Annotated in this window: 20 protein-coding genes and 1 pseudogene; 6 read left to right on the top strand and 15 right to left on the bottom strand. The window is 61.9% G+C overall.

From position 1 onward, the window contains the following. Nucleotides 1–232, top strand: a 232-nt coding sequence (locus tag OXI69_09825) for a hypothetical protein (protein ID MDE2666439.1), incomplete at its 5' end; no start/stop codon positions are given. Between the two features lie 99 nt (nt 233–331). Here OXI69_09825 and OXI69_09820 read toward each other — a convergent pair. The 11 genes and pseudogenes from OXI69_09820 to OXI69_09770 all read right to left on the bottom strand — a co-directional run bounded on the left by OXI69_09820 (nt 332) and on the right by OXI69_09770 (nt 11,868). Continuing rightward, nucleotides 332–3,495 (bottom strand): annotated as a pseudogene (locus OXI69_09820) (type I restriction endonuclease subunit R). 308 nt (nt 3,496–3,803) lie between these two features. Further along, entirely contained in the window at nt 3,804–4,586 is a 783-nt protein-coding gene (locus tag OXI69_09815) for a DUF2806 domain-containing protein (protein MDE2666438.1), read from the bottom strand. A gap of 417 nt (nt 4,587–5,003) precedes the next feature. Further along, a complete protein-coding gene (locus OXI69_09810) occupies nt 5,004–5,849 on the bottom strand; it encodes a DUF4238 domain-containing protein (GenBank protein ID MDE2666437.1) in 846 nt (281 codons plus the stop codon). A gap of 2 nt (nt 5,850–5,851) precedes the next feature. Beyond that, a complete protein-coding gene (locus OXI69_09805; protein MDE2666436.1) occupies nt 5,852–7,507 on the bottom strand; it encodes a restriction endonuclease subunit S in 1,656 nt (551 codons plus the stop codon). Beyond that, nucleotides 7,498–7,977, bottom strand: coding sequence for a nucleotidyltransferase substrate binding protein (locus OXI69_09800; protein ID MDE2666435.1), 480 nt, complete (start codon nt 7,975–7,977; stop codon nt 7,498–7,500). Before OXI69_09800 ends, OXI69_09805 begins: the two co-directional genes overlap by 10 nt. After that, entirely contained in the window at nt 7,977–8,174 is a 198-nt protein-coding gene (locus tag OXI69_09795; protein MDE2666434.1) for a hypothetical protein, read from the bottom strand. Before OXI69_09795 ends, OXI69_09800 begins: the two co-directional genes overlap by 1 nt. A gap of 6 nt (nt 8,175–8,180) precedes the next feature. Next, complete coding sequence (locus OXI69_09790; protein ID MDE2666433.1) at nt 8,181–8,612, bottom strand: hypothetical protein; 432 nt, start codon at nt 8,610–8,612, stop codon at nt 8,181–8,183. Nucleotides 8,613–8,781: 169 nt separating this feature from the next. After that, nucleotides 8,782–10,371, bottom strand: coding sequence for a class I SAM-dependent DNA methyltransferase (locus OXI69_09785; GenBank protein MDE2666432.1), 1,590 nt, complete (start codon nt 10,369–10,371; stop codon nt 8,782–8,784). A gap of 169 nt (nt 10,372–10,540) precedes the next feature. Continuing rightward, nucleotides 10,541–11,224: a hypothetical protein gene (locus tag OXI69_09780; protein ID MDE2666431.1), complete on the bottom strand. Its 684-nt coding sequence runs from the start codon at nt 11,222–11,224 to the stop codon at nt 10,541–10,543. A 60-nt stretch (nt 11,225–11,284) separates the two neighbouring features. Beyond that, nucleotides 11,285–11,575, bottom strand: a complete 291-nt coding sequence (locus tag OXI69_09775; protein MDE2666430.1) for a HigA family addiction module antitoxin — start codon at nt 11,573–11,575, stop codon at nt 11,285–11,287. Between the two features lie 38 nt (nt 11,576–11,613). After that, complete coding sequence (locus OXI69_09770) at nt 11,614–11,868, bottom strand: type II toxin-antitoxin system Phd/YefM family antitoxin (GenBank protein MDE2666429.1); 255 nt, start codon at nt 11,866–11,868, stop codon at nt 11,614–11,616. A 215-nt stretch (nt 11,869–12,083) separates the two neighbouring features. Between OXI69_09770 and OXI69_09765 the strand changes: the two genes are divergently transcribed. The 3 genes from OXI69_09765 (at nt 12,084) to OXI69_09755 (ending at nt 16,275) form a co-directional block, all read left to right on the top strand. Further along, entirely contained in the window at nt 12,084–14,093 is a 2,010-nt protein-coding gene (locus OXI69_09765) for a tetratricopeptide repeat protein (protein ID MDE2666428.1), read from the top strand. A 93-nt stretch (nt 14,094–14,186) separates the two neighbouring features. Continuing rightward, on the top strand, nt 14,187–14,867 hold the full coding sequence (locus OXI69_09760; GenBank protein ID MDE2666427.1) for an HAD family hydrolase: 681 nt from the start codon (nt 14,187–14,189) through the stop codon (nt 14,865–14,867). Between the two features lie 139 nt (nt 14,868–15,006). After that, entirely contained in the window at nt 15,007–16,275 is a 1,269-nt protein-coding gene (locus OXI69_09755) for a cytochrome P450 (protein MDE2666426.1), read from the top strand. A 67-nt stretch (nt 16,276–16,342) separates the two neighbouring features. Here the strand turns inward: OXI69_09755 and OXI69_09750 are convergent, their stop codons facing one another. Beyond that, complete coding sequence (locus OXI69_09750; protein ID MDE2666425.1) at nt 16,343–16,513, bottom strand: hypothetical protein; 171 nt, start codon at nt 16,511–16,513, stop codon at nt 16,343–16,345. Between the two features lie 1,037 nt (nt 16,514–17,550). Here OXI69_09750 and OXI69_09745 point away from each other — a divergent pair. After that, a complete protein-coding gene (locus OXI69_09745) occupies nt 17,551–18,012 on the top strand; it encodes a DUF2726 domain-containing protein (GenBank protein ID MDE2666424.1) in 462 nt (153 codons plus the stop codon). Nucleotides 18,013–18,024: 12 nt separating this feature from the next. On the opposite strand, the gene OXI69_09740 is transcribed toward OXI69_09745, so the two are convergent. After that, nucleotides 18,025–21,114 (bottom strand): TonB-dependent receptor, encoded by a 3,090-nt coding sequence (locus OXI69_09740; protein ID MDE2666423.1) that lies wholly within the window; start codon nt 21,112–21,114, stop codon nt 18,025–18,027. Nucleotides 21,115–21,762: 648 nt separating this feature from the next. Between OXI69_09740 and OXI69_09735 the strand changes: the two genes are divergently transcribed. Beyond that, nucleotides 21,763–24,630, top strand: a complete 2,868-nt coding sequence (locus OXI69_09735; GenBank protein MDE2666422.1) for an FAD-binding and (Fe-S)-binding domain-containing protein — start codon at nt 21,763–21,765, stop codon at nt 24,628–24,630. Between the two features lie 22 nt (nt 24,631–24,652). On the opposite strand, the gene OXI69_09730 is transcribed toward OXI69_09735, so the two are convergent. Together OXI69_09730 and OXI69_09725 are read right to left on the bottom strand one after the other, a co-directional pair. After that, a complete protein-coding gene (locus OXI69_09730) occupies nt 24,653–24,928 on the bottom strand; it encodes a S4 domain-containing protein (protein ID MDE2666421.1) in 276 nt (91 codons plus the stop codon). 24 nt (nt 24,929–24,952) lie between these two features. Further along, a complete protein-coding gene (locus OXI69_09725) occupies nt 24,953–26,038 on the bottom strand; it encodes a peptidylprolyl isomerase (protein MDE2666420.1) in 1,086 nt (361 codons plus the stop codon). Nucleotides 26,039–26,128 lie beyond the last annotated feature (90 nt).

The following is a 26,128-nucleotide window of genomic DNA, read 5'->3' as shown; positions in this document are numbered from 1 at the left end:
CCCCCCGGGAGCGCGGGCGTCCCGCCCGCATGCACTCCCGTTGCGTGCCGCTCAGTTTCCCTGCGATGAGGCACCCGGCCACCCTGCCGGCGGGAACGGCATGGGCTCGGCCGAAGCAGAGTGCCGGCGCCGCTGCCGGTCGAACCGGGTGGAGGAGTTGGGCGAGGCCTTGCCAATGTTGTGCGGGCGGGACGCCCGCGCTCCCGGGGGGCTACCTCCCATGACGTTGTGATACCAAGGTCACGATATCGCAGAAGCATACGGGCACCGTTGGTCATTGAAGCAAGTCCATCGGTCTTCGTGTCCATCCGTGTCTACTTGTGGTTCACCTTCAAATACGATCTGCAGTTTCTTCCTCGAAGGGTCCACCCGCCACCGCCCATCCCTCCGACAGAACCTCAGCCTGTTCCAGGACGGTCCGGGTCGCCTTCTCCTGCTTGTCGGGCGGGTAGCCGTGCTTGCGCAGGATGCGCTTGACCAGGCGGCGGAGGTTGGCACGGATGTTCTCGCGGAGCGTCCAGTCGATGGTGACATTGCCCCGCACCGTCTGGACCAGCTCGCGGGCGATGTCGCGCAAAGTTTCGTTGCCGAGAACCTGGACCGCGCTGTCGTTGGTCTCCAGGGCGTCGTAGAAAGCCAGTTCCTCTTCCGACAGACCCAGCTCAACGCCCCGGGCACCGGCTTCGCGCATCTCTCGGGCAAGCCGGATCAGCTCCTCGATCACCTGCGCGGCCTCGATAGCACGGTTCTGATAGCGGCGGAGGGTCTGTTCCAGCATCTCGGCGAACGAGCGCGCCTGGACCACGTTCTTGCGGCGGCGGCTGGCGAGTTCGCCCTTCAGCAGCTTCTGCAACAGCTCCACGGCAAGGTTCCGCCGCGGCATTCCCCGTACCTCGGCCAGAAACTCATCGGAGAGGATGGAGATGTCGGGCTTCTTCAGCCCGGCGGCGGCGAAGATGTCGACGACCCCCTCCGAGGCCACCGCGCGCGAGACGATCTGGCGCACGGCATGGTCCAACTCCTCCTGCTTGCGCACCTGGCGCAAGGTGCGCTTGGCCAGAACCGATTGGACAGCCTGGAAGAAGGCCACGTCGTCCCGGATGCGTAGCGCGTCCTCGTGGGGCACGGCGAGTGCGAAGGCCTGGGAGAGCTCTCGCACCGCTCGTAAGCAGCGTTCCTTGCCGTTGTCCTGGACCAGGATATGTTCTTGGGCAGGGGGCAGCAGCCCCAGCCGATCCGCCGGCGTGCCGATGATCCACCTTGACCAATCGAACCCGTGGAACAGGCCGAGACAGACCTCGTACTTTTCCAGCATCACCGACACCGCTTCCGACTGATCGAGGGCGTCTTGCCGGTGCCGCCGCTCTCGGTGTAGGTCGCCAAGGCGCGTTTCAGTTCGTGGGCAAGGCCCAGATAGTCCACCACCAGGCCGCCCGGCTTGTCCTTGAACACCCGGTTGACGCGGGCAATGGCCTGCATCAGTCCGTGGCCTCTCATGGGCTTGTCCACGTACATGGTGTGCAGGCTGGGGGCGTCGAAGCCGGTCAGCCACATGTCGCGCACCAATACGATCCGGAGCGGGTCAGCAGCTTTGCGGAAGCGCTTGGCCAGCCTTTCCCGCCTGCGCTTGTTGCGAATGTGCGGCTGCCAGTCTTCAGGATCGGTGGCGGAGCCGGTCATCACCACCTTGAGGCATCCCTCGTCGTCTTCGGCGTGATGCCAATCGGGGCGGAGGCGTTCCAGTTCGCGAAAGAGCTCGATGCAGATGCGCCGGCTCATGCAGACGACCATGGCCTTGCCCTCCATAGCCTCAAGTCGCTGCTCGAAGTGGGCAACGATGTCCCGGGCCACCAGCTTCAGGCGCTTGTCGGCGCCGACAATGGCCTCCAGTTGCGCCCACTTGGTCTTGAGCTTCTCCTTGCGCTCCACCTCCTCGCTCTCGGTGGCCTCCTCGAACCGCGGGTTGATGGTCGGCTTCTCCTTCTCGTCCAGGGCCAGCTTGGCGAGGCGGCTCTCGTAGTAGATGGGGACGGTCGCCTTGTCCTGGACCGCGCGCTGGATGTCGTAGATGCTGATGTAGTCTCCGAAGACGGCGCGGGTGTTGGCGTCCTGCAGTTCAATGGGTGTCCCGGTGAAGCCGACGAAGGATGCGCCGGGCAGGGCGTCGCGCATGTGGCGGGCGAAGCCGTCGATGAAATCGTACTGACTGCGATGGGCTTCGTCCGCAATGACCACGATGTTGCGGCGTTGGGAGAGTGTCGGGAAGGTATCGCCCTTCTCCTCGGGGAGGAACTTCTGGATGGTAGTGAACACCACCCCTCCGGCTTCCACCGAGAGCCTGCCGCGCAGGTCGGCCCGGCTCTCGGCCTGTGCCGGCGGCTGGCGCAGGAGGTCCCGGCAGCGGGAGAAGGTGCCGAAGAGCTGGTCATCCAGGTCGTTACGGTCGGTCAGCACCACCACGGTCGGGTTCTCCATGGCTGGCTCGCGGATGATGCGACCGGCGTAGAAGGCCATGGTCAGGCTCTTGCCGGAACCCTGGGTATGCCAGACCACCCCGATGCGGCGGTCGCCGGCGGCCCCGCCGGGCTTGCGGCCGGCCTCATAGCGCCCGGGCTCTTCGGAACTCTCCAACTCGGCCGCGCGCAGAGTCTCGTCCACCGCCACCTGGACCGCGTGGAACTGGTGATAGCCCGCCATCTTCTTGACCAGCGACCCGCCGCCGTCGTCCTCGAACACGATGAAGTCGCGGACCAGCGGAAGAAATCGCTCCCGTTCGCAGATGCCTTCCAGCATCACCTGCAGTTCGGTCAGATGCGTTTCGGCCAGTGCCTCCCCGCTGATGGTCCGCCAGGGCTTGAACCACTCCCTTCCGGCGGTGAGAGTGCCCACGCGCGCCTGGACCCCGTCGGAGACCATGAGCATCTCGTTCATGGAGAAGAGGGTGGGCAGTTCCGCCTTGTAGGTCTGGAGTTGCTGCCAAGCCGTCCAGAGGATGGCGTCCTCATCGGCCGGGTTCTTGAGCTCGATGACGCCCAGAGGCAGGCCGTTGACGAACAGCACCACGTCGGGCCGGCGGGTGTGCTGATTCTCGGTGACGCTAAACTGGTTGACCGCCAGCCAGTCGTTGCGGGCGGGTTCGTCGAAGTCGATGACCTGCACCTGCGCCCCGCGAATGGCTCCGTCGCCCGCCCGGTACTCCACCGTCACGCCCTCCACCAGCATCCGGTGAAAGGCGCGGTTGCGGGCCTCCAGTGTGGCCCCCTCCGGTCGGACCAGCTTGCCAAAGGCATCCTCCAGCGCGTCGGAGGGAAGGTGCGGGCTCAACCCGGCCAGGGCATCCCGCAGACGCTGCGCCAGCACCACCTCGCCGTAATCGGACCGCTGCGCACCCGGTGTATCAGGGGCGATGTCAGGTCCGTGGGCCACCTGCCAACCGACATTCGCCAGCCAGGCGAGGGCGACCTGCTCGACGTCGGATTCGGTGAGGGTGGTCATTCGCCTGTTTCGTCAAAGAAGGGAATCGAGCGATGGGACCTTCGGTCCGGTACCTCCAAATTGGTGCCGCGTGGCACGTTCTCTACGAGCCACTGGCCAAGAGGCTTGTGGGGCCTCATTGTGCCGATGCGCTGCGGCCCCTCTTCCTCGGACAGGCGCAGGACCTCGGACAGACGGGCCTTGACCGCGGCGACGGTCCAGGCGTGATTGGGAGTGGTCTTATTTGCGGGCACGTTCTTGCGTGGAGAATGTAGTCAACTACTCCAACGGGGGAGAGCGGTTGAGCACAGGGGGTTTGGTGACACTAGTCACGGAGAACTATCTATAACCATTGGCTGCCCACTGGCAACTTCAGTCATTTGTAAATGATTCGCCTTAAAATACTCCATGAGCGCTTGAGAGTACTTGTCCATAGGCTCCAAACCGACGATCACTGATAGTTCCTGGCCTGAGCAGGTCAAAGCCACTCCTGACAACTTAAATTCTCGGTTTACAGTACGTTTGGCTGTAGGTATCAAGACCCAATATCGGCCCTGAAAACTGAAGGGATAGCGTAATATCTTCGGCTTAGCTCCCTCCGAAAACACCCCTATGCACGCCCTGCAGTCAAACCAAGAGTTGTAATCAGAGATTATGAGCCCATGCTCGTTGAGCAGGTTGAGGTTGCCAAAGTCGAGTCCGTATTCTCGCAGCCCATTGCTTGCTGCATTTCTGCCCAATGAAGGAACTCTGGCATCAATGAATTGATTCTCATCCAGTTTGATTGATACACAGGCAGAACACAGCGTTTTAAAGAGGGTAGCGGTCACGAGATCAAGATTTTTCAGAATGCTTAGAGTTTTGATGGACGTGCTTCCGGGTCGTTCAACCTCGCCAGCGAGTACTTTCGCCCAAAGTGTTTGCATCTCTCCCGAAGATACATCTTGTATTTCGTTAAAGAAACGCGCAGTCCAGTCGTGATCAGGCTCCCGATCTGGAACATCTCTTCCCCCCAGTTCTGCGGCAGCTTGCCTCACGACCGCTCCAATATTTCCTTGCCTCTTCTCCTCTTGGAATTGAATTCTTTGGCTCACCGTCTCGGCAATGGTCAACTCTCCCCGTACGGCTGTGTTCGAGGATGTTAGTCTCGCACGCGCGTCCGCTTGTGCGTTTGCAATAGTCTGCAATGCACTTGACTGTCCTTCAGCCAGAATGTTTTCGGCCGTTACGTCGCCCTCTGCAGCTATCCGCTTAGCTTCAGCTTCTCGCCGTGCTCTCCAAGACGCCAACATTGGACCAGCAACGCTGCCTATTCCGCTGGCTGCGTAGTCCAATAATTTTTCTAGCGCAGGAACATTTAGGTTAACGTCCACAGTCTTCTCTACTCAGTCTTCGCTTCTGACCAGTCGGGGCCTAACTTCCCGTGGCTCTGTTACCTGTCCATGCCGTAGAAATTTGCTCCATCTCCCGCATTCCACTAGTTCCCTGAGATAAGTTTTGGCAGCAACAAGTCGTTGAGGGCGGCGAAACTACCACTCAATTGGAGTCAGCCTTGGGCTCAGTTTGTCGGCAACTTTGGGCACCCAACTGGCATTGCGATGATAAAACACGAAGCGCTCCGCCATAAAAGCCACACGACGATCTATTTCCTTAACAAGTGGTGGCCTCGCCTGAACGAAAAAAAACCCCTCTTGCGGCCCCCGCCAACTGCCGTGCAATGCATTATCAGACGACAAAGGAAAACTGAACTCTCCATATGGGGGTTTCAATCCGTACCCCTCATCGAAGAATACTGGATGGTCACAGGTAATAAAGCGGTGTGCGTCGTCTGCTTTGATGACTCGCCACGTCATAGAAAAGATGTACTCGCACACGGCCGGCGAAAACCATTGACGACGGATAAGATCGTCCTTCATTGAAAGCCGCTTGCTGTCAAATTTCCCCTCCCATTCGTCGATCTTGTGTAGTAATTCTTCCTGAGACAAATTGAATCTCGATGCCTCTAACTCAAGATTTCCTTTAATCTCTGATAACAGTTCGTTTTTGGTTTGAGGGGCTTTCTCAATCATTTTTCGCCTATTACGCGGCCCCCTCTTGATCATTGATTCCAAATAAACTGTGACTGCTCGTCTACCTTCGACTCCAACCTCTTGGCCGTTTCGCAGTTGACCAAGCGGATCCTGAGCGGGACCTTCGATCCAGTCGCTCAACACACGCTCATCTTTCTCGCTATAGAATCTGCTCGATTGCGCCACATTCTTAATCGGAAGTCGTTTAAACTCCTTAGAACATTTGTCATACATCCAGATCTTGTCTGGGGCCTCCGGTGTTGCAAAGTGGCGCAGGTAGTGTTGTGGAAGGTAGTGCTGTCCCATTGTTACTCATTTCTCTGGGTAATGGGCTGGGAGAACCCCGAGGGTCGGAACTCATTTTGCACTTGGTGGGCTTGCTTTACCCCCCTCAACTCGCCGGATATGAGTTTAGGCAGTAACGTATCGCGCAGGGCAGCAAGGGCGTGGGATTCATCCGCATTCTGAGATGCGAGTGACAAGAGAGGCTCAACTAACTCTCCGAACATTCTCGGGACCCCAAGTCCTTTGGGAATGGTCATTCTATAATTCGAAATGGCGGTCTCAGGAACACGCTGCCGGCCGCTTGTCCCTGTCATGTTTTGAATCGCAACCTCGCGGAAGCCATCGCTACGTGCGAGGCAATAGGCAAATTTGCTGGGTAACGGCGGCTTGGGGCGTAGAACGATGTACTCCGTTGATCCCCAGCCGACCTGATCCTCCTCCAGGAAATCAACATACGCCGTCTTACCGTTTTCGAGACACGGAGTAATACGCGCGAGAAGCGTGTCCCCATTAGCAAATCTCATTCCAGATCCAAAGGGCCTGTCAATGACCGTTTCGGGTGTGTGTCCTTTCGTGGGCATATTGGCCATGTCGAGATAGGGCGCAATCTCTCCCCTTCGTAGCGGTCGCGATGGATTGACCTCGATCGTTTCAGCCAGCGGAACCACTTCCCACCCCTCCGGTATCGGGCCGAGTTCGGAATCCACGAAGCTGTCCGGAAATAGGGTTGCGATATTTGAGTCCATCCTGTCGAGACAGGCGCGAGCGCGTTCGACGCCCCAATCACTCCCCCCTTGAGGGAAAGTCGCAACGTGATGCTTAAGGGTGGCTTTGGCGTGGACGGGGTCGAAGTCGACGAACCAGGATTTGAACAGCACCCGCGCCATGGCCTCCAGCGTCTGGTTCATCCGCCGGTTCAACTCGATCTTGTCGTCCAGTGTCCCGAGGACCTGGGAGATTGCGCGCTGTTCCTTAGGGTCCGGCACTGACACAGGTATCGAGGAGAGTATAGTCTGGTTAATCAGGGGTTGACCGGAACCCGCTCTCCACTCATTCAGTCGAAGTGTCTGGAGCAGATAGAACACGAACTTCGCGTCATTCCGGTTGATCGCGGTTGATCGAATGGCGTTGTCTGTCACCCAACACATTCGGTCGCTGTAGTGTAGAGAGCCACAGTTGGTTCCGACGCGCCCAACGACAATGGTGTTGGGATCTGCATTGGATTCATCAGAAAAGCCAATAATTCCATTTGAGCCGTAGACGGGGTGTGGCAAACTGCCAGATCGTCGCGGGCTCGATTTTCCGTTTGCAAACGATAACAAGCCTCCGAGGGTGGTTTTGTGCCAGTCCCTTGCTGTCTTTTGTTTTTCCCTCTCCAGCAACACAACATGCTCCATTTCAATCGTCTCGCGGAACTGCTCTGGCACATCGTCCCAAACAAACAGATCCACCCGAAACGGCAGGTTGCTTTCCTCAAAGGCTTCCCTGAGATTCGAGACTTGGCCGGTTTGCTCAGGAGTTGCAAACACCACCAAGTCCAGATCAGACTTCGGGCTCGAAGTCCACTTCACGCGGGAACCGTAGACCCAGGCCGTGGTGTTCGGCAGGTGGCTGGCGAGCAACGCCATAACGGTCTTGCGCTGGTCCGTGGTGATATCGATGGGCCGGTCTAGTCCCATGTCTCCTCGGTCATGGTCTGGTAGAGGCCGATAGCGTCCTCAATGAAATCGCCCATGATTTCCAGGCAGGCTTGCGCTTTCTCGCCGCTGTAATCGTGAGCCGTACCGATGCGGGCGTCGGTGTAATCGAACCATCCCTCCGGTGACCTATCGAGCAGATCGTTCTCGCAGGCCAGTCTGAAGATGGACCTGGGACTGTTGGGCGCGTCCGCGAGAGCCAGTTCTTCAATCAAGTACCGCTTCAACACCTTCCACAGGCAGTCAAAGCAGGTTTCGAAGTGCTGAATGACCAACCCGGCAATAGCTCCCTCGGTCAGCTTGGGCAGGGAATCGTCAGTTTGCCGGTAACTCTCGTACTGCTCCTCAAGACCCTTGAGGAACATCTGAAACTTGTCGTATTCGATCGCGGCGCATGCGTCAGATCTCTTACGTCCGGGCCGTCGCAAATGCCTATAGACAGCACGGCACATCAATTGGACTCGCGGAGAATCGCCAGCGCGTCCACGACATCCTCGTCACCAAGCATTTCTTCGGTCTGCGTTGCGGGTTCCAGGTGCCGACCCTGCCAGTCTTTCATACCTCGGTTCAAGTGCAACTTGACCACGGCGATCCGTTCGTACGACACGTCATCGAAGCCATCTTCATACCCGTTCACGACCACGCGCATGCCCGTTTAAGTGGCTTTGAGATGCCGATAGTCTGATGCATTCAATCTTGTTCTACCCCGTAAAAAGAACCTCTTGCCGAGTAGATCCTTTCTCATCAGAGAGACAATTTCTCCAACTGCCTTTTCCTTCTCCTCATCAGACTTGCGGACGTCGGTACTCACATGATTCAGGAATATGTAAATTTGTCGGATTATAGAGTCAGGACAATAGAGCCAACCAACAGAGAGTTGTTGAAGAAATCTCTCCTTGTCGTCTCTAGCTGTTGTCGGACCGGCGCTGGCGTAGAAACCCTTCAGACTCTCTAACAGGGCAACGTATCGCTCTTCCTTTCTCTTATATCGTTCCCACTGCCTCTTGCTGTGTTCATTCAATAGCCAACCGAGGAACGCCAAGAATACTGGTACAGATAACTTTAGGACATCGAACCACTCGATCATTAGGTTCACCTCATGATTTTGTTGACCGTCAGCCGCATCCACTGACTTCAAACTGCCGCCCTACCTGGCCGGCCCCGCCAGATGGGACAGGCCAACCTCTCGGTAGCCCCGTCCGAGAACCGGATCCATATCCGATATCCCTCTCGGCCCGCTACTTCAGTGGGTCGAATCATTGTTCCCCCTCCATGTTTCCATTGAACCCCAGCCCGCTCAGGTTCAACTCAATAGCCGCATCCAGCTTCGCCGCCTCGGCCTGCTGTTTGCGCCACTGGGCAGCCAGTCGCTTCATCTTGTCTTCGAACGGCTCGCCGTCATCCTCCTGAACCTCCGCGCCGACATAGCGGCCGGGGGTGAGCACGTGGCCGTGCTGGCGGACTTCCTCCAGGACGGCGCTTTTGCAGAAGCCCGGAACGTCCTTGTACACGTTAGCGCCACCCTCGCCCTGGCCCGCTTCCTTCGAGAAAATAGAAGCACGGCTGTGCCAGGCTTGGTAGGTGCCGGCAATGCGGGCAATGTCTTCGTCGGTCAGCTCGCGGTGGGTGCGGTCGACCATGCGTCCCAGCTTGCGGGCATCTATGAACAGGATCTCACCGCTCCGCTCCCGTCGGCGCGCCAGAAACCAGAGGCAGGCGGGGATCTGGGTGGAGTAGAAGAGCTGGCCGGGCAGGGCCACCATGCAGTCCACCAGGTTGGCCTCGATCAGCGACCTGCGGATGTTTCCCTCACCTGACTGGCTTGACGACATGGAGCCGTTGGCGAGCACGAAGCCGGCCGCGCCGGCGGGCGACAGGTGGTGGACCATGTGTTGCACCCAGGCGAAGTTGGCGTTGCCCTTGGGAGGGACACCGTATTGCCAGCGCTGGTCCTGGGTGAGCCGCTGGCCGCCCCAGTCGGAGACGTTGAAGGGCGGATTGGCCAGGATGAAGTCGGCCTTGAGGTCGGGATGGCGGTCGTTGTGGAAGCTGTCGCCGTGGGCGATCTGGCCCTCGATGCCGCGGATGGCCAGGTTCATCTTGGCCAGCCGCCAGGTGGTGTAGTTGGATTCCTGCCCGTAGATGGAGATGTCGGCTCTGGCCTGTCCGCCGTTGCCGTTGCCGCTGGCATGAGCCCGGATGAACTCCATCGACTGCACGAACATGCCGGAGGAACCGCAGCAGGGGTCGTATACACGTCCTCGATAGGGCTCCAGTATCTCTACCAACAGCTTGACCACGCAGCGCGGAGTGTAGAACTCGCCTCCCTTCTTGCCCTCGGCGCTGGCGAACTGGGACAGGAAGTACTCGTAGACCCGGCCCAGCACGTCCTTGGAGCGGGCTTCCTCATCGCCCACCAGGATGTTGCTGATGAGGTCGATGAGTTGGCCCAGCCGCTGCTTGTCGAGGGCGGGGCGGGCGTAGTCCTTGGGCAGCACGTCCTTGAGCGCCCGGTTGTCGCGCTCGATGCCGGCCATGGCGCCGTCGACGAGCTGGCCGATGGTCGGCTGGCGCGCCTGGGCTTTCAAATGCACCCAGCGGGCCTCGGGCGGCACCCAGAAGATGTTCTCGGCGATGTACTCGTCGCGGTCCTCGGCGGCCTCGCCGCCCCATTCGGACAGAACGGCCGCATGCCGCTCCTCGAAGGCGTCGGAGATGTATTTCAGGAAAATGAGGCCCAGGACAACATGCTTGTATTCAGCCGCATCCATGCTGCCGCGCAGGGCGTCCGCCATGCGCCAAAGGTCAGCCTCATAGCCCGTGGTTGCGCCGGCGCCGCCGGGCATTGCGCCCTTTGGGGAGCGTGTTTTTCCCGGTTGTACTCTTGCCATGGTCTCCTTTTCTTCAGGCTATCGATGCGTCGTCAGTAGGAGATGTCGGCGCCATGGGCCGCAGGTAAGCCCAGGACCTCCAGCCGGGTGTGGTTGGCGTATTAGACCTTGCCTTCGGAGAATTTCAGGTTGTTGCCTTACATGGCTTCAGGCGAATATTGCCGAAGGTCAGAACGCCCTCAAACACACTCACTTCAACCGCTGAGCAGGTAAATCGAGTGGGCAACGCCGTCCCATGACCTACCATGACGCTATAAGCGGAAGTCCAACCTGTTCCTGATGCGATGACCTCATGCACGGTGCCGCACAGGGTGATGCTAAGGACACGTCCGTCAAAGCTGAAACTCATCTCAGTGTCTCTAGAGATGTCCGAAAGTGCTGCACGCAGCTTGCGCCTAAGCGTACGAGCATACTCGCGGTCGACGTAACATTGTGGTCGAGCCTCGTAATCCCGCATGTGCCGCACAAACGGGATGAGGTCCCAGTGAAGCTCTCCTTCCACGAACCAAGCCGGCAGGGGCTCCAGGTCCGACCTATGGGACTTAAGGGCATAGCTTATCCAGGCCGCAGCCTCCCGGGCACTTCCAAGATCTGGAGAAATCTCAGAATCGACAAGACCAAGAGTGCGCTTTGTTTGGAGGATGCCACCGAGGAGGACCACGGTCCGGAAGTTCCTATTAATCCCGTACGAGGCCACCAAGTCGAGAACATTGAACTTGAAGCCGACGGTTTCCATTCCCACTCGAGGTTTGCGGCGCTCGAAGCCTATGTCGATCAGGGAGGCGAGTGTTGGGCAAAGATCGCTCATTTCTCAAACTCTTCCTCCGGCGGTGCAGCAAACCGCTGAACGATTGACGTCTCCCCGGTGCTACCTGCCCGCGGCCGCCGTGGGCAATTCACGCACGGCAGCGCCGGCCTGTTGCTGAGCGATGGCGAGGTCGAACTGTGTTTGGAGATTCAGCCAGAATTGGGGGTCCACCCCGAACCAGTGCCCGAACCGCAGCGCGGTATCGCCGGTAACAGTACGTTTTTCGGCGATGATTTGACTCACCCGGTTGGGCGGCACATCTATCTGACGGGCGAATGCCGTAGGGCTCACGCCAAACTCGGCCAACTCGTCTCTCAGAATCTCGCCAGGGTGAACGACGCACTTCAACATGCCGACCTTCCTCCTCTCGTCGGTATAAATCAGGAACATCACAGGTCCAGCGGGCGGGTTGGTAACGACTGTCGGTCGAAATCCCGATCAGCCCGCGGGATGTCCAGCAACAACCGGGCCAGCGTTGGAGCACTCGCTTTCTCCAAACGGCACAGGCGCTCGTACTCGTCTGCCGCCAGCACCACGACGGCGGGCCTGCCCCGGCGGGTCACCCGCTGCGGCGCGCCGCCGATGGCGGCATCGACCACGGCGCAGAAGCGGTTCTTGGCGTCTTGCAAGGACCAGTCGGTCATTGTGTGCTCTCCTGGCTGGACTAACCGGCTAGATTTTGCTGCTGGGCTCGGCGCGGCTTCAAGAGGCATAACACCATCCGGGAAATGTCTCCATATTGCAGTAATGACCATCTCGGGCGTTGAATCTCTTGATTGACGTGCCGGAGAAGCAAAATCGTACCATAATGGGCGCTAGGCTCGTCGGCCGGAAGCGGTCGCCCGATCGGGGGTAGGTATTGGCAAAGAAGGCAAGAAAGGCGAAACGGAAATCCGCTCCGGCGTCTGCTCGCCAGGGACCCCGATTCTCTTTCGGTGGCTGGCGGCTGTGGATTCCGCTACTGCTGTTTGCGGCGGTCGTAGCCGTCTACCTGCCGTCGGTGGACCACGAGTTTCTCTATGACGACTACGAGGTGATTCTCTCCAATGCCCCCCTGCGTTCCATTCAGGATCTCGGGCGCATTCTGACGGAGAGGCACTTCCTCAGCCTGCCCTACTACCGGCCGGTGGTGCGCTCCTCGCTGCTGCTGCAACGATCCCTCCACGGAGACGAGCCGGGGCCCTTTCACCTGTTCAACGCCGCCGTGGCCGGATTGATTGCCCTCGTCGTCTTCGCCCTGCTCAGACTGCCGGTCTTCGGTTTGCAGCCCCGCTGGGCCTTGCTGGCCGCCGCCGTTTTTGCCCTGCATCCGGTGGCTTCCTCCTGCGTCTACCCCATCGCCTCGGGACGCGAGACCCTGCTGCCGGCCCTGTTCGTCCTGCTGGCCCTCTACTGCTTCCTCAGGCCCGGGCCCTGGTGGCGGGTGGGCGCCTCCGTGGCTTTCGCTCTGGCGCTGTTCGGCAAGGAGCAGGCGGTGGTCACCCTGGCCATTTTCGCCCTGGCCGACGCTCTGGGGATGACCTCGGCCCCGCCTGGCCGCAGCCTCCGCCGCTGGGTGGTCCGCTACTGGCCGGAGGCCGCCATTGGCGCCCTCTACTTTTCCATCCGCCACTTCCTGTTTGCGGGCGGGGAGTATCGCCTGGGAGACCTGGGGCAATTCGCGCTTTCCTTCCTCTACGCGCTACAGGTCGTGACCGTGCCCTACTGGGAGATGGTTTACGAGCCTCCGGCCCGGGTCTGGTTCAGCCCCTGGCGGCTGGCCATCGGCCTGGCCATCGCCGGCTGGGTGCTGTTGTGGATCCGGCGATCCTGGCCCGCGGTTCGGGCCGTGACCTGGTTCTGGCTGGGCTGGTTCGTTCTGACCCTGCTGCCGACGGCCAACCTGCTGGACCAGGAGGCTCCGTTTGCCGAGCGCTACGTGTTCCTGGCCGCGTTGGGCCCGCTCTTTCTGCTGGCCTGGGTTCTCTCCAACCGCGAGAAGGATGGAAGGCCCAGGCTCTGGACGGGGCTGGCCGTGGCGGTGCTGCTTCTGATGGGCGCCCAGACCGTCACCCGGGGCGCCTACTATCGAGACTACGAGGCCTTTTGCCGGCAGTGGGTGAAGACCGACCCCCAGTCGCTCAACGCCCACAACAGCCTGGCGGTGGTTCTGACCATGGATGGACGGCTGCAGGAAGCCGGGCGTCACTATGAAGAGGCCCTCAAGATTGCACCGGCCAATGCGCAGGCTCGCAGCAATCTGGCCAACCTGCGCCTGCAGCAGGGGAGACTCCAGGAAGCCCATGATCTCCTGCAGGAGGCGTTGCGCCTGGAACCCGACTCCTACGCCATCCACAACGCCCTGGGCGCCATGCTGCTGGGACAGGGCAGAATCGAGCAGGCCATTCCCCACTTTGCACGGGCCATCAGCCTGAACTCGGAGAACCAGCAGGGACACGCCAACCTGGCCAACGCGCTGGCGCACCAGGGCGACACCCGTCAGGCCGTCCACCACTACCGCGAGGCGCTACGTATCCATCCGGGCCTGGTCCACGTGGCCAACCGCCTGGCCTGGATTCTGGCCACAGATCCCGACCCGGCGCTGCGGTCCGGCGCCGAGGCGGTTGATCTGGCCGAACACTTCTGCCGTCCTCCCAACGACGCCAACCCCATGTTCCTGGACACCCTGGCGGCGGCTTACGCCGAGACAGGGCGGTTTCCTCAAGCGCTGGGAACGGCCACGCGGGCCGCATCCCTGGCTTCCTCCATGGGCCAGCCTGAGCTGGTCGACCAGATCCGGCAGAGAATGGACGCTTACCGGGAGCACCGCCCGGTTCGCTACTCCCGGATTCAGTGGAGGACTTCCGGCCCCTCCCTGAGACACGATTAGCTTACAAGCACCCTGACCTTTCCCGGATTCGTGGTAACCTTAGCCGCCCCCGAAGGGCTTGGGGATTCACGGCCAGGGAGGTTCCCGGACTTCATGAAACATTCCGTTGCGTTTCTACTCGATGCCGACAACACCTTGCTGAACAACGACCGCATCCTGGCGGATTTCATGGGCCACATCGAGCAGACGGTGGGCCACCAGGGGAAGCAGCGCTATTGGGCCGTTTTCGAGGAGTTGCGGGACGAACTGGGATATCACGACTACCTGGGGGCTCTGCAGGGCTATCGCAATCGATATCCGCACGAGCCGCGCCTGATGTCGATTGCCTCCTTTATGCTCAACTACCCCTTCGCCGATCGCCTCTACTCCCGGTCGCTGGAGGTGGTGAGCCACCTCCAGCAATGGGGCGTGGTCGCCATCCTCACCGACGGCGACATGGTGTTCCAGCCTCGAAAGATGGAGCAGTCCGGCTTGGCGAAGGCCGCCGGCGGCAACGTGCTGATCTACGTGCACAAGGAGGAGGAGCTGGAAGACGTGGAACGGCGCTATCCCGCGGACCACTACGTGTTGGTGGACGACAAGCTGCGTATCCTGACCGCCGCCAAGAAAGTGTGGGGAAGCCGGGTCACCACCGTATTTCCCCGGCAGGGGCACTATGCCCTGGACCCCGAAATTCTGGCTCAATTCCCCCCGGCCGACCTCAGCCTGGAGGGAGTCGGCGACCTGCTGACCTGCGAGCTGCCGGCGCTGATCCAGGCCGGACAGTCTTCCTGACCCCGCTGTGCCTCAAGACCTCCAGGCGCTTACATCCACACCTTGCACCGGGCGCCACAGGCTCTGAGCGAATCGTTAGCCGGGATCGTTGGAAAACCTGCATTGAGCTTATCGTTCCATATTCATCCGGAGAGCGATCATGCTGGACGCGCTTAGATGGACCCTGCGGTCGCTGGTCATCGACGCCCTGTTGATCCCGGAGTACCGCCGGAGTGGCGTGGCCTTCAATCCGCTGTCGGACAGGGTAATACGGAATCCCTATCCCGCCTACGCCAGGCTGCGCACCCGATCGCCGGTGCACCGCAGCCGGGTGCTGGACGGCTGGGTGTTCAGCCGCTACGCCGACGCGGAGGCCATCTTTCGAGACTACCGCCGGTTCTCCAACATGCCGACCAATCGACGGGTGTCGAGGCAGGGTGTCTACTTCATTCCCCCCCGGGCGGACTGGTCCCTGTTGTTCCTGGACCCGCCGGAGCATACGCGCCTGCGGGGCCTGGTCAATCAGGCCTTCACTCCGCGGGCCGTAAACGCCCTCGAGCCCCATATCCGTAGGATCATGGTCGAACTGCTTGATGCGGTCGCCGACCCGTCCGGCTTCGACCTGATGGCGGCGGTGGCCGGTCCGTTGCCGGTGATCGTGATTGCCGAGATGCTGGGGTTGCCGCCGGAGGACCGCCTCCGATTCAAGCACTGGTCGAACCAGCGCGCACGCATCCTCGAACCGCTCATCAGCCCGGAGGAGCGAAAGAGGGCCGCTGCCGCCGGCGAGGCCTTCGACACCTACTTCATGCCCGTAATCAGAGCCCGGCGACTGCAACCGAAAGACGACATCATCAGCGCCCTCGCAAAGGCGGAAGAGGAAGGGGATTCCCTCAGCGAGCGTGAAATGCTGATCATGCTGCGACTGCTGCTGGTGGCCGGCAACGAGACGACCACCAACCTGATCGGAAACGGGATGCTGGCGCTTCTGCAGCATCCGGAACAGTTGGAGCTCCTGCGGGAAGACCCCCGTCGGATACCGGGGGCGGTGGAAGAGCTGTTGCGCTACGACACGCCGGTTCAGCTCGATATCCGGGCCGTGGTTGACGACTGCGACTTTCGGGGCTTTCGCTTGCGGCGCGGCGATCCCGCCATCCTGGCCATCGGCGCGGCCAACCGCGACCCGGAGGTGTTCGATGACCCGGACCGTCTGAACATCGAGCGTTCCAGGGGCAGCAACCTCTCCTTCGGCCGGGGCGTCCATCACTGCCTCGGCGCGCCCCTGGCGCGCTTGGAAGCCCGGGTCGCGCTGGAAGTGCTGCTGGAGCGCTTCAGCTCCATAGGGCTGCTTACTGACCGTCCCGCCTTTCGCCGGGCCATCGTCCTGCGCGGCCTCGAGTCGCTCCCGGTCTCGGCCGTCCCTGCATAGAGCAGTCCCCACTCGCCGTTTCATGATCCAGACCCGACACCTTGTTCAGGCGGATTCCCACCGGGCGCTACAACCGTGCGGACCTGGACATGTAGATATCCGGTTTGCCGGGTCCGTTGGCTTCGGGCATGATGCCGGTGACCACATAACCAAGACGACGATAGAAGAGAAAGGGGTGTTTGTAGCCCAGATCGTGGAGTCCCTCGATGTGACGCGGAACGTCATCGTAGAGATCCATTCCGGAGATCGAAGTGTCACCGCTATCGTCGTCGGTGCCCAGCGTGAAAGTCAGCGCGCCGCGGCGCCGCGCCTCTTTTTCGAACGCGGCGACCAGCGACCGTCCAATACGGGGCGACCCGCAACGGCGCCAGGATTCTGCTTCGGCCGAGCCCAGGCCGTTCCGCCGGCAGGGTTGCCGGCTGCCCCATCGCAGGGAAACTGAGCGGCACGCAACGGGAGTGCATGCGGGCGGGACGCCCGCGCTCCCGGGGGGGTGCCTCTTCCCATCACTCTTGCTCCTCAAGGGCGCCCGCGCCGGCTTGCCGCAGCTCGAGAGTTCTGGCGGTGGCTAACCGTGGGACTTGTTTCGGAGGCGGATCGGGACCAAAATAACATTGGATGGCAATGAACCTTCAGTGCCTGCCAGAGGAACGTCGGCATAGGATGGACCTGCAGGCGGCAAGAGAGGTTCGGAAAGGTAAGAACCGGCAGCCTGAATAGAGGACGGAGAGGGGAAAGAGAATGGACGCGGTGGATATCATCCTGCGGGTGTGCCTGTGGGGCAGCGTGGCCCTGATACCGATTTTGCTCTTGTGGGCCCTGTTCGGGGGCAGGTTTCCCGGCAGCGGGAAGCGGAGTCGACCCAAGCCGGAACCGTTGCGGAGGCAGGGGTTGACACCTCCACGGCCGAGGGCCGACCGACCGGCGCCGGAAGTCTCAAGAAGCACCCCGGGTGGAGCGGGGGCATCTCCGCGGCCTGATGCATCGAAACCCCCGGGCGGGCCGAAACCCAGACCGGCGAGTGGTCGGGGTTTCATTCTCCCGCCGCCGAGGTACGACAAGCCGGCCCGGGAGGCTCCAACAAACGCCGCAGCCGCGGAGGCGCCATCTTCCCCACCCAAGGCAGCGGAGCCACCGGACGATCCCAAGCCGAAACCGATGAGCGGGCGCGGCCTTGTTCCCCAACCACCGAGTCAGGCCAAGCCTGTCCCGAAGCAAACAGAGGGCTCCACGGCCGAAGAAGCGCCATCTCCAAGGCCTGAACCATCCAACCGCTTGGGCGAGCCAACGGCTCAACTGGAGTTCATCTCCAAAGTCGATTTCGAGGCGCGCCCCCTTCTCAACAGGCCGGAATACCGGATTCTCCGGATTCTGGAGACGGTCGCCCAGGAGACCCCGGGCGGCCTTCGCGTCATGGCTCAGACCAGCCTGGGTGAAGTTCTGGCGCCCCAGCCGGCCTCCGGTTCGCAAGAAGCACGTGATCTGGCCTTCCGCTCCATCAACAGCAAGCGCCTGGACTTTCTGGTGATCGATGCTTACGGCATGCCCGTTCTGGCGGTGGAGTATCAGGGGCATGGACACTTCAGAGACACGACCTTCATACGCGATGCCGTGAAACGGGAAGCCCTCAGAAAGGCCGGCATCCGCCTGCTGGAGGTCCCGGCAGTATTCGACGCCGAGGATCTCGAGAGAGACATTCGCAAGGCATTGCCTTCGAAACCCACCCGCCGACCGTAGAAAACAATCCCATCAGAAGCGCAGGCTGAGCCCCACCTGGGCGCGCCGCGTGTCGCCGAGCCCGCTGCGGAGCGTACCGTCGAAGTTGAAGAGGAGCGAGCCGACGGCGGAGTCGACGAAGTTGTCGCTGTTGGTCAGGTTGAAGATCTCGAAGATCGGCTCGACGGCGGCGCCGCCGAGCGAGAAAGGCCGCGACACCCGCAGGTCCCAGGAAAAGAACTCGTTCTGCCGCCGCATGGTGTTGCGCGTGAGGACTGAACCGTCAGCGCAGATCCGGTCCGCCGGCTGAGAGGCCCGCACGCCGCGGTTGTCGCACTGCTCGGAGACCGGCGACGGGGACAGGTAGCGCACCACTTGGCTCAGCTGCACCCCCGCCGGGAGGGTGACCAGGACGTACCCGCTCACCTGGTGGCGCCGGTCGCGATCGGACCAGCCGTACTCCGGCGCCAGGTCGCCAGCGTGGGCGTAGCGGAGGACGAAGGGATCGCGCTCGTTGTCGTCGTCGGAGCGATCGAACGCCAGCGTGTAGTGGGTCTCGAAGGTGACGGGCCAGCCGGCCAGTCCGCTGCGCCCGCGCAGCCCCGCGGTAAGGGCATGGTAGCGGGAGCGGGCGCTGCTCTCGGTGACGGTCAGCGCGTTGATGCCGCCGCCGGCCGGGTGCGTCCCGATACCGAACGGCGCCCCCAGGACGGCATCGTTGCGGTTGACGAAGCGGAAGAGGTTGTCGGTGCGCGCCTGGATGTATCCGATGCTGGCCGCAACCCCGCGCCCCAGGTCCTGGTCGACGCCGGTCCTGAACGACCAGGTGCGCGGAAGCTCCAGATCGCGGTCCGCCACTTGGATGTCCGGCAGAAAGGGCGGCGTCGCCGAGGTGTCGATCTGCCGGTCGATGGCCGGGACCGGGCCAAGCCCCGAAGCGCTGCTGCTGCGGAAGAGTATCTGCTGGAAGGCGCCGTTGGTCGTCCTGTGCTGGGCGAAGACGAGCATCGGGATGCGGGCGACGTAGGACCCTGCGTTGGCGCGGAGCACGGTGCGGCCGTTGCCGCCCAGGTCCCAGGCCAGCCCGAGGCGGGGCTGCAGGTTGTCGAGGTCATCCGGAATCCGGCCGTCGGACGGGAACAGCGGATCGTCCAGGTAGGGAGCGAAGAAGGTGTCGGCCGGCTCGATGAAGACGCTGGGGTGCCAGGCGCCGTCCCAGCGCAGTCCCATGTCCAACGTCACCCGTTCGTGCGGATGCCAGGTATCCTGAACGAACAGGCCCAGCTCGTGCATCTGCGCCTGCTGGCGCCCGAGCGCCTCCGCGGGGACGCCGGGGACGGTCGCCGACTGCAGGTAGAGCAGCACCGGCCCGGCGATGGCCGCGCCGGCCGGACAGACTCCGGACAGGCCGGTCGATCCGTCCGAGCAAGTGACGTAGCCGCTTCCGTGGGTAACGAAACCGATAAAGCCCTCGACCGAATCGAAAATGTAGCGGCTGTTGGCCATCCCGATGAACTGCTGCTTGACGCGCGTCCGGTTGTACTCCACCCCGGCTTTGGCCAGGTGGGTTCCGGCGGCAAACGAGAGGTTGTCCACCAGTTGAAACCGCGTGTCGAAGGCCGGATCGATCGGCAGGAAAAACGGCAGCCCGATGCGGAACCCGTCGTCGAAGTCCATGGCGATGTCGGGAAAAGGCCGCCCACCCAGCTCGGCAAACTGGGGCGGACCGGGCAGGCGGGCTTCGGGGAGCAGCGGTCCCTGGTACCAACGCGGGCGGTCCTCGCGCGCCCCTTGCAGGCGCAGCTCGTTGGAAACGGCGTCGGTCAGCAGCGAGCGGAGACTGGCGTTGACCGCGTGCGAGTGATCGCCCTCGATCCCGTTGGCCGAGGCGCCCCAGGAATCGACGTCGAAAGTGCCGTTCACCTGCTCCGACCAGGTGTAGTTGTACTTGACCGAGAACTGATGGCGGCCGCCCAGGTTCAGATCGAGCTTGGACAACAGCGAGCGTGCGTCGTCGGTGCGCCGGATCGGCCCGAACTCATCCTCGAACAGGCCCGGCCAGCGCCCCTGCAGAAAGCGCTCCAGACGCTGCAGGTTGGCCGGATTGCGGACCTGCCGGGTCGCCTGCTTGGTCTCTGCCGCCGACTGCTGGTCATAGGCCAGGAAGAAGAATGCCCGGTCGCGAACCAGCGGACCACCCAGGGTGGCGCCCGCCTGGTTCCGGTGGAAGTCGGGCCGCCCGCCGCCGCGCTGGTCCGGAAAGGGCGCGGCGATCTCGTCCCACTGCCCGAAGTAGTGGGCGGAGCCTGTCAGCCGGTTGGTACCCGACTTGGTGATCACGTTGACGAAGCCCCCGCTGGAGCGGCCGAACTCGGCGGTGGCGCCCTGATTCACCACCACCAGCTCCTCGATGGCGTCCTGATTGAAGGTGAAGGCCGGACGCTGGCCGCCGCGCTGCTCGCCGAAGAAGGGGTTGTTGAAGTCGGCGCCGTCGACGATGAAGTTGTTGAAGATGCCGCGCTGACCGGCGATATTGAGTGCGTCGCCGTCCGGTCCCTGCGAGATGGACGCGCCCGGGGTAAGCAGCGTCAGCCGCATGAAATTGCGGCCGTTGCTGGGGAGCCCATCGACGACATCCTCCAGAACGCGCTGCGAGCTGGTGACGTCGGCGGTATCGAGCGTTGCAGGAAGCTCGCTGACGACAGTGATGGTTTCGACCGTCACGATCTTGAGGGTGGCGGAAAGGTCGAGCATTTCGCCGACGCGCAGTCTCGCGCCCTCGATGCGCTCGGTGCTGAAGCCGGCGGTGGCCGCCTTCACGGTCAGGTCGTAGGTCCCCGGCGGCAGCAGGGTGCGGGCGAACGTGCCGGACGAAGAGGTCTCCACGCTGGTCCGGAAGTCGGTCTCCCGGTGCTTCAGGACTACCACCGCCCCCTCCATCGGATCGCCGAGCTGATCGCGTACGGCGCCGCGGATGGTGCCGGTGGTCGTCCCGGCCTGAGCTCCCGCCTCGGGCGCGGCCTGATGGAGGAGCATCGCGGCCAGCAACGCGCCAGCCATGGTGGAGACGAGACAGCGGGAAAGGCTGAAGGTGCAAGCGTTCGGCATGGCTCGATGCAGCATGCAGGATTGCGCTAACGCGGCCGCTTCGTCGCCGAGAGGGCGGGAAGTGGAGTACGGCCGCCTGATAGTATACTGAACCACGATCCGTCGCGATTCGTGCATTCCGAGCCCGAGGGCGCGAATAGCCGGTCGAGTCGTCTCCAAGGAGTCCTGGAACCTAGCCGGTGGGAGTCGCGACGAGTTATCGGAGGGTTTCTTCAGGCGATTCCAATCCTGGTCAAGGTATGATCACCCGCACCGGGGTCCAACGACCCACCGGACTTGCCTGAATCAACCGCCAGCGCTTGGTTGCTGGAAACCGGTTCAAAGTCACGCAGGAGTAAATGGTTTATTAACATCGATGCACAGGATTGTTTCTGGAGATGGCAGGCTTGCAGCCCTGAACAACCGCAACTCCGCACCGGATCATCGCCCGAGCCGGCTTCCGGTGCAGGAGGCTCTCGTCCTGTGAATCCTGTGCATCGATATTCAATGGGTAGATTACCCTGGCAGCGGAACATGGCCCTTGTTCCCGACAGGCTATGAAAATTCGTTGTCTCAGTCTCGGATGATCCGCACGGCAGGGCGGGGGAAGAGCTGACTCGGAATTTGGAAGTTCCGTCGTTTCTTTATGAGACGGATCACGCTTAAAGGAGTTATTGTCAACCGATGTTGCACGGGCGCTATCTCGATCTGTTCCAGGACCTTTCCCGAGTCATCCCGGGCGAGAGGCTGATCCGGGACGACCTGCGCACTCTGGCCTACGGGACGGACGCCAGCTTTTACCGTCTGATTCCCAAGCTGGTGGTCCGGGTCGACACCGAGGCCGAGGTGGGAGAAGTCCTGAGGCAGTGCCGCGCGCGCCGGCTGCCGCTCACCTTCCGAGCTGGAGGAACCAGCCTTTCGGGACAAGCCCTGAGCGACTCGGTGCTCATGCAGTTGGGCACGGGCTGGCGGGGAATCCGGATCGAGGACGAGGGCAAGCTGATCACGCTGCAACCCGGCGTGGTCGGCGCCCAGGCCAATGCTCGCCTGGCTCCCTACCGGCGCAAGATCGGACCCGACCCCGCCTCCATCAACGCCGCCATGGTGGGGGGAATTGCCGCCAACAACGCCAGCGGCATGTGTTGCGGCACCTCCCAGAACAGCTACCGGACCCTTCAGGGCATGAGAATCGTCCTCGCCGACGGCACCGTTCTGGACACCCGCAGCGCCACCAGCAGGGATCGATTCCTCCAAACCCGCCAGGACCTGGTGGAAAGCATCGGGCGCCTGGCGAAGCGGACCCGGGAAGACCCGGAACTGGCCAATCGGATTCGCCGCAAATTCAAGATGAAGAACACCACCGGCTACAGCCTGAACTCCCTGATCGATTTCGAAGATCCCATCGACGTGATCCAGCACCTGATGATCGGTTCCGAGGGCACCTTGGGATTCATCTCCGAAATCACCTACCGGACCGTACCCGACTACCCCCACAAGGCCACCGCCCTGATCCTTTTCCCCGACATTCGGACCGCCTGTGAAGCCACCACCCTGCTAAGGAGCTGCCCCGTCTCGGCGGTCGAGATCATGGACCGGGCCGGCCTTCGCTCGGTGGAAGACAAGCCCGGTCTTCCCCTGGACCTGAAGAGTCTGGGCCCGTCGGTGGCGGCCCTGCTGGTGGAGACCCGGGGAGAAACACCGGAAGCGCTGGACCAGCACTTGGGAGCCACCACCCGAAGCCTGGAGGATCTGCCCACGGTGGAGCCGGTCGCCTTCACCCGAGACCCCACCGAGCAGCTCCGCCTTTGGAACATCCGCAAGGGCCTGTTCCCCTCCATCGGGGCCATCCGGGAAATCGGGACCACCGTCATCATCGAGGACGTGGCCTTCCCCATCGACCGGCTGGCCGAAGCCACCCTGCAGCTCCAGCAACTGTTCCGCAAGCACCGCTACTCGGAAGCCATCATCTTCGGGCATGCCCTGGAGGGTAATCTCCATTTCGTCTTCACCCAGGATTTCAACCGGCCCGAAGAAGTTCGCCGCTATCGGGACTTCATCGGCGACCTCACCGAAATGGTGGTTCACAGCTACGATGGCTCGCTCAAGGCGGAGCACGGTACCGGCCGCAACATGGCCCCCTTCGTGGAGCTGGAATGGGGAGCCGAAGCCTACCGATTGATGCGAGAGATCAAGGCCATCTTCGATCCCGAAAACCTTCTTAACCCCGGGGTGATCCTCAACAGCGATCCTCAGATCCACCTCAAGAACCTCAAGCCCTTGCCGAAAGCCCACTCGGTGGTCGACAAGTGCACCGAATGCGGTTTCTGCGAGGTCAATTGCCCCTCCCGGGACCTGACCCTTACCCCTCGCCAACGGATCGCGGTCTGGCGAGAAATCTCCCGGCTTCGATCCAACGGGGATTACGCCGGTCGACTGGACGAACTGACCAGCCGTTACGCCTACCAGGGAAACGACACCTGCGCTACCGACGGCCTGTGCGCCATGGCTTGCCCGGTCGGCATCGACACCGGCAAGCTCATCAAGGACCTGCGGCGCCTTCAGGTTGCCGGTTGGCAGGACCGGGCCGCCACCTTGCTGGCCGCCCATTTCGGCCTGACCACCGCCTCGCTCCGGATGCTCCTGACCGCCACCCACCAGTTCCATCGGCTGCTGGGATCGGAAGGCATGCGGCGCGTCACCGATTGGGCCCGGAAGCTCTCGGGGAACCGGTTGCCGCAGTGGAATCCCTGGCTGCCCCGGGCGGCCGAAGTCATGACTTCCTCAGGGGAAGACGGCAAGTTTCCCTTGAAGGCAGTCTTTTTCCCCAGCTGTCTCAGCCGGACGCTGGGCGTGCCCGGCCATGGTCGAGACCAGCCCTCTCAGAATCGCAAGATGGAGGCGCTGATGCGCAAGGCGGGAGTCGAGTCGGTCTATCCGGAAAACCTGGCCAACCTCTGTTGCGGGATGCCCTTTGCGAGCAAGGGGTTCGACCGGCAGGGGGCCGCCAAGCAGGAGGAGTTGCGGCGGGCTTTGAATCTGGCTTCCCGCGACGGCCTCTATCCCGTTCTGGTGGATACCAGCCCCTGCCTCTTTCGTCTGAAGGAGTCCGCTCTCTTCGAAGCGGATTTCCCCATCTATGAGCCGGCGGAGTTCATTCTGAAGGTTCTGCGGCCGGGACTCACCTTCAGGAAGAGCGCCGGCCGGGTGGCCCTGCACAGTCCCTGCAGTTCCCGCAAGATGGGACTGGACAGCGCCTTGCGCCAGCTTGCCGAACTCTGCGCCGAGGCGGTCATTGTCCCCGACAGCGTGGGCTGCTGCGGGTTTGCCGGAGACCGGGGCTTCAGTCACCCCGAGTTGACCGCGTCTGCTCTCGGCCCCCTGAAGACCTCCCTGCCGTCAGGCTGCTCGAGGGGTTACTCCACCAGCAAGACCTGCGAGATCGGCCTGTCGACGCACTCCGACATTCCCTATCAGTCGATCGCTTATCTGGTGGATGAATGTACGGAGAGCCGGAACCGGCAGGATGGGGCCGAGGCCCCTGAGGGCAGGTAGCGCTCGACTCCAGGAGCCGGGATCACGATGACCGCTGCCGGTCAGCTTCAGCGCTCCCCAGGATCTCATAAAGCGAAGTCGCTTGGTTCCTTCGGGGATCCGAGCCGGGCAAGCAAGCCACCCTCACCCTCAAGATTGCATTTCTCTTCCGGCACTCGATCACATCCCCGACCTTGATCGACTTGCCTCCCTTCGACACCTGCCCGTTGACCGAGACGGCTCCGGCTGCGCAGGCCTGCTGAGCCAGGGCCCGGCGGGGAATCAGGCGGGACCTTTTCAGGAACAAATCCAACCGCATGGATTCGGGTGGAGAGGTGGGAGCCTACTTCTTCTGCTTGCCCTCGAAGGCTGCTGGAGGGAGTTCGTCGCCGGCCGGCTGATCTCCGTCGGCAGAGGCGGTCTCCACCTCGGTGCCGCTGTCCACGTAGCCTTCCTTGAGGCGGATATAGCTTTGGCGGCGCAGCGTCTCCATATACTTCCGGACAGCCGGGAGCGCTTTGTCCTCGACCAGCTTGTTGCGGATCTGATCCTTGACCATGTCCAGGGGCTGAATGCCGGCGGTGTTTTTTTCGATCACCTTGAAGATGCGGAATCCGCCCTGGCCCTCCAAAATATCGGTGATCTGACCCCGCCGCAGGGAAAAGACTATATCCTCGACCTCCTTCAGGAGCATTCCTCTACGGAAGAATCCCAGGTCACCCCTCATCTTGGCGGCCGGTCCCTCGGAATACTGGGCCACCAGGTCGTCGAACACCTCTCCGCCCCTGGCCTTCTGCAGCACCTCCTCGGCCTTTTTCCTGCGTTGCTCGACTTCGGACGGATCATTTCCGTTGGAAGCGATCAGAATTTCCTGGAGCCGCACCTGCTCGGGCCGATCGAACTGTTCCCGGTTGGTTTCGTAGAAGGTCTTGATCTCCGCGGTCGAAACCCGGATGCGGTAGTAGACTTCGCTCCCCAGAACCTGTTCCTTGAGGCTCTGCTCCTTGATTCTCTTTCTGAACTCGGCTGGATTGATGCCCTGACCGCGCATCTCCTGCTCCAGGGCCTCGATGCTGGGGAGGTTGTTCTCGTTTCGGAGCCGGTCCAGGTACTTGATGACGTCGGTGTCGGCGGTCATCCCCAGCTCAACTGCCTTTTGCACCAGGAGACGTTCCTCGATCATGTTCTTGAGCAGATCCTTCTCGCCCTCGCGCACCGCCTGAGCCAACGCTTCGCCGGAGAGTTTTTGCTGCCTCTGGACCCGGAGCTTGAGCAGGTTTGCGGCCTCCTGGTACTCCGACTTGGTGATGATGTCGTTGTTGACCCGGCAGATGATCTCCTCGAAGATGGTGGTTTCGGCCAGAGCCAAAGAGGAACCGGATAGCAGCAGCACTCCAGCCAGCACCCCGTGAGAAATCCTTGGCTTCATCGTTCCTCCTCCTCGATCGCCCCGGTCGGAACCCGGAACCTTCCATTCAGCACATAACCGATGTTAACCGAATTCTTGCCGGAAGTTAAC

The sequence above is a fragment of the Acidobacteriota bacterium genome (assembly GCA_028875575.1).
Classification (GTDB): domain Bacteria; phylum Acidobacteriota; class Terriglobia; order Versatilivoradales; family Versatilivoraceae; genus Versatilivorator.
The sequence above is the reverse complement of the archived record's forward strand: the minus strand, read 5'-3'. Positions and strand labels throughout refer to the sequence as shown.

Bases quoted from the DNA above. Each gene is read 5' to 3' on its own strand.
- OXI69_09735 (MDE2666422.1), top strand. From the start codon at position 21,763: ATGTTGCACGGGCGCTATCTCGATCTGTTCCAGGACCTTTCCCGAGTC.
- OXI69_09780 (MDE2666431.1), bottom strand. From the start codon at position 11,224: ATGAGCGATCTTTGCCCAACACTCGCCTCCCTGATCGACATAGGCTTC.
- OXI69_09740 (MDE2666423.1), bottom strand. From the start codon at position 21,114: ATGCTGCATCGAGCCATGCCGAACGCTTGCACCTTCAGCCTTTCCCGC.
- OXI69_09785 (MDE2666432.1), bottom strand. From the start codon at position 10,371: ATGCCCGGCGGCGCCGGCGCAACCACGGGCTATGAGGCTGACCTTTGG.
- OXI69_09755 (MDE2666426.1), top strand. From the start codon at position 15,007: ATGCTGGACGCGCTTAGATGGACCCTGCGGTCGCTGGTCATCGACGCC.
- OXI69_09770 (MDE2666429.1), bottom strand. From the start codon at position 11,868: ATGACCGACTGGTCCTTGCAAGACGCCAAGAACCGCTTCTGCGCCGTG.
- OXI69_09750 (MDE2666425.1), bottom strand. From the start codon at position 16,513: ATGGATCTCTACGATGACGTTCCGCGTCACATCGAGGGACTCCACGAT.
- OXI69_09795 (MDE2666434.1), bottom strand. From the start codon at position 8,174: ATGCGCGTGGTCGTGAACGGGTATGAAGATGGCTTCGATGACGTGTCG.
- OXI69_09800 (MDE2666435.1), bottom strand. From the start codon at position 7,977: ATGTGCCGTGCTGTCTATAGGCATTTGCGACGGCCCGGACGTAAGAGA.
- OXI69_09775 (MDE2666430.1), bottom strand. From the start codon at position 11,575: ATGTTGAAGTGCGTCGTTCACCCTGGCGAGATTCTGAGAGACGAGTTG.
- OXI69_09730 (MDE2666421.1), bottom strand. From the start codon at position 24,928: ATGCGGTTGGATTTGTTCCTGAAAAGGTCCCGCCTGATTCCCCGCCGG.
- OXI69_09760 (MDE2666427.1), top strand. From the start codon at position 14,187: ATGAAACATTCCGTTGCGTTTCTACTCGATGCCGACAACACCTTGCTG.
- OXI69_09725 (MDE2666420.1), bottom strand. From the start codon at position 26,038: ATGAAGCCAAGGATTTCTCACGGGGTGCTGGCTGGAGTGCTGCTGCTA.
- OXI69_09805 (MDE2666436.1), bottom strand. From the start codon at position 7,507: ATGGGACTAGACCGGCCCATCGATATCACCACGGACCAGCGCAAGACC.
- OXI69_09790 (MDE2666433.1), bottom strand. From the start codon at position 8,612: ATGATCGAGTGGTTCGATGTCCTAAAGTTATCTGTACCAGTATTCTTG.
- OXI69_09810 (MDE2666437.1), bottom strand. From the start codon at position 5,849: ATGGGACAGCACTACCTTCCACAACACTACCTGCGCCACTTTGCAACA.